Genomic DNA, 13606 nt, shown 5'->3' on the forward strand with positions numbered 1-13606 from the left:
ACAGTGGTCTTCCCCCCGTTGCCCGCCTCGCCGCTTTCCCGGCAACCGCGTTAGACGACGATCTGGTGATTCGCGAGCAACGTCTGCAGATCGGTTTCCACGCCGTTCAGCACAACCAGCGCCGTAGAGGAAAACGCACCACCGTGTCCATCGCGATCGATAGAAACGATCGTATTGCCGTTGTTGTGCGTCACCTGCAGGTAATCGCCGATGTTGTCCGACGCGTCGATCGTCGCAACGCCGTTGATGTACTTCGCACCCGCTCCCTCCTGGTAGCCGATCAGCAGGTCCTTCAGGTCAATGCGGTCGGCGTTCGCCGTCGCCTCCCAGGTGCCGACCATGAAGTGATCCACGGTATCCGCGCCGTTTCCGCCAGTCGCATTGGAGTTATCCAGCACCTTGTAGAGCAACGTGTCATGACCGCCGTGGACCAGATCGAAATAGTCGTTGCCGCCACGACCTTCGAACTGCTCATACGCACCGCTTCCATCGATGAACCGGTCGTTCCCCGAGCCGCCGGCGATCCCTTCGATGTTGACGAAGGTGGCCGTATTGAAGCCCGTGTTCTGCGCGGTCGTCAGGCTCAAATCGATGCTCAGCGCCGTCGAACCGGCAAGCTTGTAGTCGACGATGTCCATGCCTCCGGTGTTGCTCCAGGACTCCACGCCAGAAACGGTTGTCGTACCGCCACCGCCGTCGTACGCGGCCGCGCCGGCCGTTGCGAAGAAGGTATCGTTATAGCCGGTGCCGACAATGCCGTTACCGGTCGTGGCGTTGCTGGCGGTGTCTCCCGCCTGGGCTGTCAAGACGTAAGCGTGGTTGGCCGCCGCGGGCGCCAGGTCCGTCCACGCCACGTTGACATTCTCGATCGTATTGCCGCCGAGGTTTTCAGCGCCGCCAACGTCGGCCGACACGCCGTTCACGGAATTCAACAGCACCGCGCTGTACGTCTGGTTCGCGTCGAGGCCGTAGAAGTCGACGATCGCCGTACTGTCGTTCGTCTGGTTGCCCGACTGCGGATTGATGATCTGCGTCCCCACGAGGTGTCCTGTGGAGTCAAACAGCTGGACCGTATTGCCGTAGAAACTGTTGATGCCATCGGTGTCCAGAATCCGCAGGTGCAACGACGTACCGTCGGCAACGACATTGTCGTTGTGGATGTACTGCGTGTTCCCCTGGAGGGTGAACACGAGCAGATCCTTGGCACCATCCCAGTCCATGTCGATCGCCAGCGCCCCGGTGACAGGATCGCTGTTCGAGCCGATCGATGCGATCAGCGCGTTCGTGGTGAACGAGACAACGCCATTCTCCGTGGTGTTGGTATAGAGGTTGACCGGACCGGTCTGCGCTGCGGTGCTGATGCCACCAGCAGCGGTCGATGCGCCAGCCATCCCCGGCGTCTCGATCACGTCCATCTTGCCGTCGTGATTCCAGTCCACCGCCAGTGACGCACCGCCTGCGAGGTTGTCGGTGAACGTGTACATCCCGTTAGCCGTCGGGTTGCCGATCCCGTCGTTGTTGGGATCGTCGAACACGAGCTTGCCGGTTCCGTCGTTGAAGTAGATCCGGCTTGCATATTCGCCCGCATTGCCGCTGGCTTGCGACTCCGTCGTGGTGCTTTCGTTACCGCGACCGAGGAACAGGTCCATGTAGCCGTCGCCGTTGAAATCGGCCCAGGTCATGGAAACACCATTGCCGACACCTGGGTCGACGTCGCCTCCGCCCATCTGGAAGACGTTGTTGACGATCTGCGTCACCGCCCACGAATCATCAGCGGTCTGGCTAACCACCACGAGACGCGAGTTGTTGGTGCTGTTGGCCCCGTTCGCCGTGATGACCGAACCATTCGGCGCGACGATGTTCGTGCTGTGCATCACGATATCGACCATGCCGTCGTTATTCAGGTCGACACCCGAGAGTTCCTGGTCGGGTTGCGACTGCGTGACTCCGCCGATAGGCTGGTGACTTGCATCCGTCGCGTACGTGTCGGCGAAGGTGCCGTCCTTCGTCATTCCTGCGACGGTGCCGTTGTTGTTCAGAACGATCTGCGAACCATAGCCACCCCGGATAGCGCTATCGTTCGGCGTCTGGTCGCCGTTGACGACGTCGACGTAACCATCACCTCCCTTGTCGATCGCAATGACGCCGCCATACCAGCTCCATGTGTTAGCACTGTTCGCTGTATTGGCGTTACCAGCGAAGTCGCCCGTCTGAGGTGCATACGTAAATGCACCCACCTGATAGGCCGTGTAGGTGGTGCCGTTGAAGTAGAACATCTGCTGGCCGTCGTCATAGTTACTGTCGACGCTGAAGATGTCCATTTGCCCGTCACGGTTGTAGTCGATGAAGGTCGCGTTCTGGACGTAGTTGTTCGCGGCGTAACCCGTGCCCGAATTGCTGACGAGCTTGGTGGCCGAGAATGCTCCGAGCGTGGAGGAATCAGTCGCCGTCGAATCCAGAATGACCTGGTTCGAGAGGATCCGCCACTGACCTTCGTCGCTCAGCGTAACGGCAGTCGCCTTCTGGTTCGGATCACCCGCACTAGGCACCGCCGGTGCCGCAGGCGCCGCCGCAATGGTCAGTTCGCCCGTCGTGTGATCGGAGACAACCGTATTGCCGCCGGCATCCTTGATGACGGACGCGACATCGTAGACACCCTGCCCAAGCGCGTTCGCATCAGGCACCTGGACGTACCAGGTGTTGTTGAGCGGATCGATCACGACCGCGCCGTCTTGCGAGCTGTACGTCACGCCATTTACCGTGACTTGCATGTACTCGCCGGGCATCAGCGCAAAACTGGTCGCGCCGGTGATAATCGGCGTGGTGTCGAGCGTCGTCTCCGAAGTCACCGTGACATTCAGCGCGACAGAGAACTCCAACGAATTCGACACTGCACCGAGGTTACCGGCCGCGTCGGCCACGCGAGCGGTGTACGTGTGAGTGGTATCGGTTTGCAGACCGTCGAGCTGATACGTCCACTGGTTGGTCGCCGAGTCCACGGTTGCAGCACCCAGCAGCGTCGAACCGTCGTACACATAGATCTGCTGACCGTTAGACAACGCCTGCGTGTGGCCCTGCAGAAGCGGCGTCCGGTCGTCGGTCGTCGTACCCGAACCGAAACTGCCCTGCTGCGAACCAACGTCGTCGTAGTAAGTATCGATGGCCACCGTTTGCGTCGGCGTCGCCGTGCTCACTACAACGCTCTGCTCCACCGTACTGCCGATATTGCCTGCCGTGTCCGCGACCCGGACTTGCACGTCATAAGTGCCGTCCGTGAGCATGTTCGACGTGTTGTCGTAGGTCCAGCTCGTCACTGACGACGACGCGGCTTGCCACGTATGACCACCGTCCAGGCTGATCTGCACGGATTCGCCCGTCGCGAGCGGTGCACTGAGCGAGCCACGGAACACCAGCGTGTTGTCGTTCGTGATGAAGTCGTGCGCGGACGGACCGTTATCATCCGTGATCGAATCGATCGTGACTGTCGCAGTGGGCGCCGTGTAGTCCGTCGTCACCGTGAACGGCGTCGAGGCCGGGCCCGTGTTGCCCGCCGCGTCCGTCGCCGTCGTCGTGAACGAGTGCGCACCTTCGCTCAGCGACGTCGTCGGCGTGTAGCTCCAGGTGCCCGTCGCATCCGCCGTCACCGTGCCCAGCAGCTTGCCGTTGTCGTACACCGACACCGTGCTGCCCGCCTCCGCCGTGCCCGCAAGCGTCGGCGTCGGATCGTCCGTCACCGCGCCATTGGCCAGCGCACCCTGCACCGCCCCCACGTCGTCCGTCACCGAACCCACGACCGGCGCCGACGGCGCCACCGTGTCGATGCTGAACGTGAACGCCGAGGTCGCATCGCTCACGTTGCCCGCTGCGTCCGTCGCCGTCGCCGTGATGCTGTGCGTGCCATCGCCAAGGTTGCCCGTCGGCGTGAACGTCCACGAACCGGCACTGTTCGCCGTCGTCGTGCCCAGCACCGTCGCGCCGTCGTACACCGTGATCGTGCTGCCCGCCTTGCCCGAGCCGTTGATCGTCGGACGCGTGTCGTCCGTCACCCCGTTCAGCTGGATCGTGCCCGTCACGCTGCCCACGTCGTCCATCAACGTGTTGATCGCCACCGTCACGTTCGACGTGTCCACCGTCAGGTTCAGCGGCGGATTGCTCATCGCGCTGCTGTTGCCTGCCGCGTCCGTCACCGTCGTCGTCAGCGCGTGGTTGCCGTCGACCAGCGGCGTGCCCGGCGTGTAGCTCCAGTTGCCCGACGCGTCCACCGGCGCCGTGCCGATCAGCGTGCCGTTGTCGTACACCGATACCGTGCTGCCCGGCTCCGCCTGGCCGCTCAGCGTCGGCGTGCTGTCGTCGGTCGAGTCACCGCTGGCCAGCGCGCCCTGCTTCGCGCCCACGTCGTCCAGCGCCACCTGGTTCGTCACTCCGGCCGGTGCCGTCGTGTCCACCACGAAGTTCCACGCCCCCGTCGCGTCGCTCACCACGCCCACCGCGTTCGTCGCCGTCGCCGTCAGGCTGTGCGTGCCGTCGGTCAGTGCCGTCGCCGGTGTGATCGTCCAGTTACCCGATGCATCCGCCGTCGCACTGCCGATCAGCGTGCTGCCGTCGTACAGGTTCACCGTGCTGCCCGCCTGCGCCGTGCCCGACACCGTCGGCTGGCTGTCATCCGTCACGTCGCCCTTCTGCAGGAAGCCCGTCTTCGCGCCCACGTCATCGAGCACGTTCCCGATCACCGGCGGATTCGGCTTGCCCGAATCCAGGCTGATCATGTACCCCGTGCTCGGATTGGTCTGGTTGCCCGCCGCGTCCTGTTCCACTGCCGTGAACGTGTTCTCGCCCGACGCCAGCGCCGTCGTCGGCTCCAGCGACCACGTGCCGTCCGCACCGACCGTCGTGCGGCCCACCTCGTGCGTGGTCGTGCCCGCCGAGTCCTTCACCGACACGATGATCGTGTCGCCTGCCGTGCCCGTGCCGCTGATCACCGGACGGCTGTCGTCCGTCGTGTCGCCCTGCGCCACGTTGCCCTGCACCAGGCCCACACCGTCGTGCACGCCCGTGATCTTGAGCATCGAGGCATCCGGCGGCGTGTAGTCCGTCGTCACCGTGAACGGTGTCGAGGCCGGGCCCGTGTTGCCCGCCGTGTCCGTCGCCGTCGTCGTGAACGAGTGCGCGCCTTCGGCCAGCGGCGTCGTCGGCGTGTAGCTCCAGTTGCCCGTCGCATCCGCCGTCGTCGTGCCCAGCAGCTTGCCGTTGTCATACACCGACACCGTACTGCCCGCCTCCGCCGTGCCCGCAAGCGTCGGCGTCGGATCGTCCGTCACCGCACCGTTGGCCAGCGCACCCTGCACCGCACCCACGTCGTCCGTCACCGAGCCGATCACCGGCGCCACCGGCGCCACCGTGTCGATGCTGAACGTGAACGCCGAGGTCGCATCGCTCACGTTGCCCGCTGCGTCCGTCGCCGTTGCCGTGATGCTGTGCGTGCCATCGCCAAGGTTGCCCGTCGGCGTGAACGTCCACGAACCGGCACTGTTCGCCGTCGTCGTGCCCAGCACCGTCGCGCCGTCGTACACCGTGATCGTGCTGCCCGCCTTGCCCGAGCCGTTGATCGTCGGACGCGTGTCGTCCGTCACCCCGTTCAGCTGGATCGTGCCCGTCACGCTGCCCACGTCGTCCATCAACGTGTTGATCGCCACCGTCACGTTCGACGTGTCCACCGTCAGGTTCAGCGGCGGATTGCTCATCGCGCTGCTGTTGCCTGCCGCGTCCGTCACCGTCGTCGTCAGCGCGTGGTTGCCGTCGACCAGCGGCGTGCCCGGCGTGTAGCTCCAGTTGCCCGACGCGTCCACCGGCGCCGTGCCGATCAGCGTGCCGTTGTCGTACACCGATACCGTGCTGCCCGGCTCCGCCTGGCCGCTCAGCGTCGGCGTGCTGTCGTCGGTCGAGTCACCGCTGGCCAGCGCGCCCTGCTTCGCGCCCACGTCGTCCAGCGCCACCTGGTTCGTCACTCCGGCCGGTGCCGTCGTGTCCACCACGAAGTTCCACGCCCCCGTCGCGTCGCTCACCACGCCCACCGCGTTCGTCGCCGTCGCCGTCAGGCTGTGCGTGCCGTCGGTCAGTGCCGTCGCCGGTGTGATCGTCCAGTTACCCGATGCATCCGCCGTCGCACTGCCGATCAGCGTGCTGCCGTCGTACAGGTTCACCGTGCTGCCCGCCTGCGCCGTGCCCGACACCGTCGGCTGGCTGTCATCCGTCACGTCGCCCTTCTGCAGGAAGCCCGTCTTCGCGCCCACGTCATCGAGCACGTTCCCGATCACCGGCGGATTCGGCTTGCCCGAATCCAGGCTGATCATGTACCCCGTGCTCGGATTGGTCTGGTTGCCCGCCGCGTCCTGTTCCACTGCCGTGAACGTGTTCTCGCCCGACGCCAGCGCCGTCGTCGGCTCCAGCGACCACGTGCCGTCCGCACCGACCGTCGTGCGGCCCACCTCGTGCGTGGTCGTGCCCGCCGAGTCCTTCACCGACACGATGATCGTGTCGCCCGCGGTGCCCGTGCCGCTGATCACCGGACGGCTGTCGTCCGTCGTGTCGCCCTGCACCACGTTGCCCTGCACCAGGCCCACGTCGTCGTACACGCCCGTGATCTTGAGCATCGATGCATCCGGCGGCGTGTAGTCCGTCGTCACCGTGAACGGACTCGAGGCCGTGCCCGTGTTGCCCGCCGTGTCCGTCGCCGTCGTCGTGAACGAGTGCGCGCCTTCGGCCAGCGGCGTCGTCGGCGTGTAGCTCCAGTTGCCCGTCGCATCCGCCGTCACCGTGCCCAGCAGCTTGCCGTTGTCGTACACCGACACCGTGCTGCCCGCCTCCGCCGTGCCCGCAAGCGTCGGCGTCGGATCGTCCGTCACCGCGCCATTGGCCAGCGCACCCTGCACCGCCCCCACGTCGTCCGTCACCGAACCCACGACCGGCGCCGACGGCGCCACCGTGTCGATGCTGAACGTGAACGCCGAGGTCGCATCGCTCACGTTGCCCGCCGCGTCCGTCGCCGTCGCCGTGATGCTGTGCGTGTCCTGGCCGAGATCGCCCGTCGGCGTGTACGTCCACTTGCCCGTGCCGTCCACCGTCGCCGTGCCCAGCACCGTCGAGCCGTCGGACACCGTGACCGTGCTGCCTGCCTTGCCCGTACCGTTGATCGACGGACGCGTGTCGTCCGTCACCCCGCCCTGCGTCAGGTTCCCCTGGATGCTGCCCACGTCGTCATACACCGACGTGATCTGCACCGCCACGTTCGACGTGTCCACCGTCAGGTTCAGCGGCGGATTGCTCATCGCGCTGCTGTTGCCCGCCGCATCCGTCACCGTCGTCGTCAGCGCGTGGTTGCCGTCGACCAGCGGCGTGCCCGGCGTGTAGCTCCAGTTGCCCGACGCGTCCACCGGCGCCGTGCCGATCAGCGTGCCGTTGTCGTACACCGATACCGTGCTGCCCGGCTCCGCCTGGCCGCTCAGCGTCGGCGTGCTGTCGTCGGTCGAGTCACCGCTGGCCAGCGCGCCCTGCTTCGCGCCCACGTCGTCCAGCGCCACCTGGTTCGTCACTCCGGCCGGTGCCGTCGTATCGACCGTGAAGCTCCACACGCCCGTCGCGTCGCTCACCTCGCCGATCGCGTTCGTCGCCGTCGCCGTCAGGTTGTGCGTGCCGTCCTTGAGGGCCACGTCCGGTGTGATCGCCCAGTTGCCCGTCGCATCCGCCGTCGTGCTGCCGATCAGCGTGCTGCCGTCGTACAGGTTCACCGTGCTGCCCGCCTGCGCCGTGCCCGACACCGTCGGCTGGCTGTCGTCGGTCACGTCGCCCTTCTGCAGGAAGCCCGTCTTCGTGCCCACGTCATCGAGCACGGTCTCGATCGTCGGCGGGTTCGGCGGAACAAAGTCCAGCACCACCGCGTACGGCGTGCTCGGCTGGGTCTGGTTGCCCGCCGGGTCCTGTTCCACTGCCGTGAATTCGTTGTTGCCCGACACCAGTGGCGTCGACGGCTCCAGCGACCAGTTGCCGTTCGCATCCACCGTCGCGGTGCCCACCTCGTGCGTGCCCGTGACGTCCGTCACCGACACGATGATCGTGTCGCCCGCCGTACCCGTGCCGCTGATCACCGGACGGCTGTCGTCCGTCGACCCGCCCTGCGCCACGTTGCCCTGCACCTGACCCACGGCGTCGTACACCCCCCCGATCGACAGCTTCGAGTAGTCCGGCGGCGTGAAGTCCGAGCCGAAGTTGAATGCGTCAGACGGCGCGCTCTCATTGCCCGCCGGATCCGATTCCGTGATCGTGATCGCATGCGAACCTTCGTTCATATCGCTCGACGGCTGGAAGCTCCACGTGCCGTCGTCGCCCACCGCAGCCGTGCCCAGCGCCGCGCCGTTGTCGTAAACCGTGATCGTGTCGCCCGGCGTGCCCTTGCCCTGGAATACCGGGCGCGGATCGTCCGTCACGCCATTCGCTGCAATCGGACCCGTGATCGGACCCACGTTGTCGATCACCGCGCCGAGTCCGTTGCCCAGGCTCGGCGTGTCCGGTGCCGTGTAGTCCGAACCGAAGTTGAACGCATCGGACGGCGCGCTCTCATTGCCCGCCGGATCCGATTCCGTGACCGTGATCGCATGCGAACCTTCGTTCAGATCGCTCGACGGCTGGAAGCTCCATGTGCCGTCGTCGCCCACCGCAGCCGTGCCCAGCGCCGCGCCGTTGTCGTAAATCGTGATCGTGTCGCCCGGCGTGCCCTGGCCCTGGAATACCGGACGCGGATCGTCCGTCACGCCATTCGCTGCAATCGGACCCGTGATCGGACCCACGTTGTCGATCACCGCGCCGAGTCCGTTGCCCAGGCTCGGTGTGTCGGGCGCTACCGTGTCGACGGTGATGGTGATCGACGCAGTCGAATCGCTTACCAGCGTGCCAGGACCCGTCTGAGTGACGGTGAGGTTGTGCGCGCCATCCGACAACGCCTCGGAAGGAACGAAAGTCCAGGTACCATCGTCGCCGACGGTGGCCGTACCGATCGCGTAACCGCCGTCATAGATCGTCACAGTATCGCCAGCCTTGCCGGTACCCGTGAACGTCGGTGTGGAATCGTCGGTCACGTCTCCGGATGCGAGAACCCCCTGCTTGGGCCCGACGTTATCGATCACCTCCACCGTCGGCTTGTCTTCCACCGTCGCTACCGGCGCAGGAGCCGGTTTCGAGTCATGGGACGTAACCTCCCCGACAATTCCTCCGATAGCACCGGCACCAAGCAAAAAGAGCGGCAGAAAACTGACGCCCTTATCGGATTCCGCGTTAGCAATATAGGGAGCACCCGCACCAAGCGAATCGCCACCAAGGGCGACAGGCATATTGCCGCCGTCAGCGAGCGCAGCAATACCAGACGCCCCGTTCGTTGGCGCGTACGCATAGAGTTGACCGTCTTCAGCAATACCGTAGAGCCCGGCCGGCGCTTCTGATGGAGAGAAGTAGCCTTCCAGCACCAGCGACGGCGTCGACTGGCCTTCCATCGTTACGCACAAGTCCTCACCCACGCGAGTCAGCGTGACATCCTCCGGCGCGACCTGGCCATTCTCATCAACCAGCAGGTACTTGACGCCATGATGGACTTTCACCTTGACAGGCCATCGTCCCCCAGCCTCGACCGATGTCGCATTCGCGTGACCGTTACTATTAGATACGAGGGTCATTTTTTTTGAAGACATGGAAGATTCCTTTCTCGATATTGCCAAGACAAAGACGGTTCTGAAAAATATATGCGGTTCGGCGCGATTTTCTCAGCAGAAAGACAGCCATCCAAATCAAACATTGTTAAAGACACACTCGTTTATGGAAATTAGGACACTTCTGAATGTATGGAGTCCGATTAGTCAGAATCAGGTTTGCAAATCGTTCTGAAAAAATAAGCAAGAGAAAATATATTGAAAATTGTTAGGAGATCGGCATTTCGATCGTGAAGTCACCTCCTTGTGCGTTCTTTGGTACCAGCGTTACAAGACAGGTCTTGAGGTCCGAACGGCGGTCTTTCTCGGGCGCACGGAGGATTACGTGTTTCCTCACGCGTTTCACACCGGAGTTTTCCACGCGCCGCAATCGCTTTTACGCGGCTGCTCGCCGGTCGCTGAACGCTTCGTATACCTACGTGAATATTTGCGGCGAAAGCGCTTACCTGTACCGAACAAAAAATCAAGATGGTCAAATTGTGGATTTCGTGCTCCCGGAAAAGCGCGATGTAGCAACCGCCAGAGCCCTTTTTAAGAAAATCAATCAAATATCAGGGCCGGCCGCCGGAGACAATCACGCTTGATGGGTATGGCTCCTCGCATCGGGCCGTGCGTGAGACGAAGGCCGATAGCCTGCTACCTGCGGACACGAAGGTCAGTTCCTCGAACTAGCTGAACGATCTGGCCGATCAGGATCACTGACACATCAAGTCGAGAACGGATGTGATGCCCGGTCTCAAACGGTTCAGGCATGACGCGACCACTCTTTCAGGCATCGAGCTGATGCCTCGCATTCGCAAGGACCAGTTCAACCTCAGCGCTCTCGGAGCGGCCATGAAGGGTTCTCCGTGCGCGCGGCGGGCGGGCACCACCTCGTTCACGCTCGCGACGACGGCCAGTCCTCACGTAAGGTGATCGCCAGTTTCGGCCGACAGTTCACCGCCTGCGTCCCGGGCGCACCAGCGCGACAACTTCATCCCGCTCTTCACGCAACCGGCCACGGACCGGACCCGCCATACCGCACAGGTCGCGGCGGCACTCGAGGTGCGGCGCATCACCCGGATCCCCGCGTTGCAGCCGGCCGCCCCCCCGTCCGCCCGTGCATCACCTCGCGCGGTCGATGTGGGCGGCGTCGGTTCGCCTGCAGCACTGATGCTCCGCATGCGTCGGTGCCGCCGTTGGTGGGAACCGGTATCCAGGCTCGGTGCGAGCCGGCGCGCACGCGGTCACGGCGTGCCTCCACGCGCACCCGAAACTGACCGCACACGCTGCCCGTGTAACAAGCCTGGCTATCCAATGCCGCACCGAATGCCAACTGGCTGCCGACCTGATCAGTCGCGTCGCTGCCTGGGACGCTGGACGGCGCGCAGGGGCGCTTCCGCGCCCCGCACAAGAAGTGCGGTCTCAACGGTATGACCGTCAGCGAAGCGATCTCCGCGTGGCCGGCGCTGCACGACTCACCGCACACGGCGTGTTGACCGCCCTGAGACCTGACGCCTGCTGTTATGGGCCCTTGTCGAACGCCACCAGCCGCTCTCGTCGTAGAACCCATCGCGTACCGCGCCTTCGGTCGACGTCCCGCGCCGTCTGCACGCTGGGTCGAAGCACCCTGCCCGCGCAGCTCACCCGCGTGGCGTCCACTTGCGCGCGGACTCAGCGCGCTGCGCGACGTACGTCGCTGCCCGCCCTGCCGCACGGTCTGCGTCGCTCGTCGGGCAGCACCAGGTCGTCGCCAATCCGTTCGCCGACATGACGGTACGCGGCGGGCCGGCGCGCACCGTGTTCGATACCGCACGAGCTGTCGATCGCCGCAAGCGGAAGCAAGTCCGCGCACTCGCCGACCCGCTCGAGCGCCGCCTGACCGGTCGCGCTCCGTATACCTGAGTATTTTGTGAAGGGACGTGTGGTCGGCCACAGAACAAGACCCGCGTCAGGGAAATCATTCTGTACATGGCGGCGATGGACGCGATCGTGGGCGTCCCTGGCATCGCAGTTGGCGGCCCCCTACGCCTTAGCCAAAGGTGAAGGGTTTGGGAGCAAGGCTTATCGGCTCCCTTGAGGCGCTGGACAAACCAGACAACCCAAAATCGCAATCGCGGTAGTGTGTCTACTGGTGCCTTCGCGTGCAGTCGCATCGCGCGGGTTTGCCCTGGCTAGATGTCAGCGCAACCAGGTGCTGCCATGTTACGTAAGGCCGCGCCGCGTTCGCGAGCCGCCGGCGGGCCGAGCGGCCCGCTCAACCACGCCCCCACTCTGCACGGAGGAAGCCATGCAGAAACTGATTTCGCGGAGTCTGGCTGGCATGGCATTCGCCACGCTCTTCTACGGAAGCGCATCGTATGCGGACGGTCCGCCCGAGGCATACGACAACGGCGCGCCGGTTGCACGCAACCTCAAGCCCGACGACTACCTCGTCAATGCCGACGGCGCGAAGGAGGATCCGAACGCAAGGATGAGCGACATCGCCCGGGCGTATCGCAATGGCTGGATTCATCGCGGCAACACGGACGACCGGATCCTGAAGGAACTCATCCAGAAGCAGCACGATGCGAACATGGCTGCCACCCGCACGGCCGCCCGGCCGGTGAGCGAGCCGCCTCCGGTGGCACCCGCCCAGCCAGTGCGACGGTACTTGCCACCACCGCCGCCATCGTCGTATGCGGACGCCCCGCCGCCGTCTTCGCCGTATGCGCCGCCGATGTATGCGCAACCGATGTACGCCGAACCGCCCGTCCCCGTTCAGCCGGTTCAGTACGTGCCGGTGTATCCGCCGGCGCAGCCCGTTTATCAACCGTACCCGCAAGCCGCGTACGCGGCGCCGCCCGGCTGGCCGGTCGTCGCCGTGGCAAGTGCGTACCCCGTGGTGCAGGCCGGCTACTACCGGGCGCCCTGGTGGTACGGCGGAGGTTATCGCCGGTGGCGCTAGCGATGTTTGCGTGAGCGATCCCGGGCGCGTTGCGATCTGCCCGGACGCCGTTCCAGTAAAAGGATAGCTTCGTACAAGGAGACGCGGGCCTGGCTGGCGATACGCCGGCGTGCTATCCCTCCCCGTCCGGTCGGGCGGGTGCCCGCACGACAATATGAACCTACGCTTACAGCCTCTTGCGGTCGTGTCATTGATGGCGGTATGTGGTTCGTTGTCCGTGTCCGCCATCGCGGCCAGTAGTTCCGGCACGATGACACCGGCGGAATTGAAGGCCGTCCGGGAGGCGTATGAGGCCGGGTACAAGGCCGCACATGCCGAGGTCCCGGCCAGCCAGTCCGGCGGCGCAACTCAGGAGGCGGCGGCCGCACCGCCTCGACGCACCATCGTCGATATGAAGGAGACGTACAGCGATGCGGGGGATGGTGAGACGGTACAGGAGATTCCGGTCTCGAGCGCTCCGCTGCCCGATAACACACGGGCCGTGCAAAAGGCGCCAGCGCCCCGCGTGGCGAAAGTCGCCCAGGCGCCACACCCCGCTGCAGCCGCCGCGCATGCTCCTTCGAGAGACCAGTTGATCGCCGAATTCTGTTCGGCGGCGACATCGGTTCACGCCTCGGGAAGTCCGGCTCCGCAGCCCGCTCGCCCAGCCGCTGTAACGGCACGCGACGATCAGGTTCCCGCCGATGGGGAAGATGACACCGAGGCGCAGGCCGTCACGCCCCAGCAGTTCGAGGCCGATGCGCAGGCCTACGCGCGGGAGATGTCGCGAAGCGACGACTCCCAGGCTGACACCCAGCCAGCGATACAGACTGCCTCCGCAGAAGCACCGCCGCCTTCGGCTCCGGCGGCTCCGCGACGCTTCTGGTCCGCGCAGTATCACACCTGGATCACAGTCGGGAATTCTGGCCAGTGATGCAGTATCGGGTGC

The 13606-nt window shown here is 64.8% G+C and carries 5 protein-coding genes; 4 read left to right on the forward strand and 1 reads right to left on the reverse strand.

From position 1 onward, the window contains the following. Positions 1-50: 50 nt before the first annotated feature. The gene (locus tag L0U80_RS24270; protein ID WP_233871715.1) at positions 51-9734 is read right to left on the reverse strand and encodes an Ig-like domain-containing protein; all 9684 of its coding nucleotides are present in this window, start codon (positions 9732-9734) and stop codon (positions 51-53) included. Between the two features lie 437 nt (positions 9735-10171). Between L0U80_RS24270 and L0U80_RS31710 the strand changes: the two genes are divergently transcribed. The 4 genes from L0U80_RS31710 (at position 10172) to L0U80_RS24290 (ending at position 13591) form a co-directional block, all read left to right on the forward strand. Further along, on the forward strand, positions 10172-10336 hold the full coding sequence (locus L0U80_RS31710) for a DDE-type integrase/transposase/recombinase (protein WP_308444895.1): 165 nt from the start codon (positions 10172-10174) through the stop codon (positions 10334-10336). A gap of 1057 nt (positions 10337-11393) precedes the next feature. Continuing rightward, positions 11394-11636 carry a hypothetical protein gene (locus L0U80_RS24280; RefSeq protein WP_233871719.1) on the forward strand — a complete coding sequence of 81 codons (243 nt, stop codon included), beginning with the start codon at positions 11394-11396 and terminating at the stop codon, positions 11634-11636. Positions 11637-12021: 385 nt separating this feature from the next. Continuing rightward, on the forward strand, positions 12022-12678 hold the full coding sequence (locus L0U80_RS24285) for a hypothetical protein (RefSeq protein ID WP_233871722.1): 657 nt from the start codon (positions 12022-12024) through the stop codon (positions 12676-12678). A 154-nt stretch (positions 12679-12832) separates the two neighbouring features. After that, a complete protein-coding gene (locus L0U80_RS24290) occupies positions 12833-13591 on the forward strand; it encodes a hypothetical protein (RefSeq protein ID WP_233871725.1) in 759 nt (252 codons plus the stop codon). Positions 13592-13606: the final 15 nt, after the last annotated feature.

It is taken from the genome of Paraburkholderia adhaesiva (assembly GCF_021390575.1).
Taxonomy (GTDB): Bacteria; Pseudomonadota; Gammaproteobacteria; order Burkholderiales; family Burkholderiaceae; genus Paraburkholderia; species Paraburkholderia adhaesiva.